A 768-nucleotide genomic window follows, 5' to 3' on the forward strand; every position below is an offset into this window, starting at 1 on the left:
TGAGACTTAGCTCGCCAGCCTGACGGGCTGCGGCTCCCTCAGCGTGTAGCCGCGGCCCCAGACCGTCTCGATGTAGTTCCTACCACCTGAGGCCTGCGCAAGCTTCCTGCGCAGCTTGCAGATGAACACATCAATGATCTTGATCGCGGGTTCATCCATGCCGCTATACAGATGATTGAGGAGCATCTCCTTGGTCAGCGTGCTCCCCTGGCGCTGAGCCAGAAACGCCAGGATCTTGTACTCCGTGCCGGTCAAGCTCACCTGGCGTCCTCCGATCTCAGCCTGCTGAGCCTGAGGTTTGATCGTCAGATCGCCGCATTCAAGGACGGCTTCGGTCTGATCGGACGAGCGGCGGATAATCGCCTGCATGCGGGCAATGAGTTCGTCCTTGTGAAACGGCTTGGTCAGGTAATCATCGGCGCCAAAGCCGAGGCCTCTGACCTTGTTCTGGATACCGTCCAGGCCTGAAAGGATCAGGACGGGCGTGCACACCTTGGCAAGCCGCAGCTGTCGCAGGACCTCATAGCCTGACATGTCCGGGAGGTTGAGATCGAGCAGGATGATGTCATAGTCGGGGAGCCGGCCGAGATCGATGCCGTGCTCGCCCAGATCGGCCACGGAGATCTGGACGTTGAGGCGCTGGAGCATGAGCTCAATGCTCTGAATGACAGAGATGTCATCCTCGATCAGCAACACCCGCATCTCACCACCTCCTGGAGGACCTCAGCCAATGTGAGGGAAGTATGCTCAACGAGGAGTTAACGCCGG

Annotated in this window: 1 protein-coding gene; it reads right to left on the bottom strand. The window is 59.1% G+C overall.

Features of this window, described 5'->3' with window-relative positions; translation table 11 throughout:
* Positions 1-6: 6 nt before the first annotated feature.
* Complete coding sequence (locus JKG68_RS32725; RefSeq protein WP_202066640.1) at positions 7-702, bottom strand: response regulator transcription factor; 696 nt, start codon at positions 700-702, stop codon at positions 7-9.
* Positions 703-768 lie beyond the last annotated feature (66 nt).

The organism is Microvirga aerilata (assembly GCF_016743775.1).
Taxonomy (GTDB): domain Bacteria; phylum Pseudomonadota; class Alphaproteobacteria; order Rhizobiales; family Beijerinckiaceae; genus Microvirga; species Microvirga aerilata.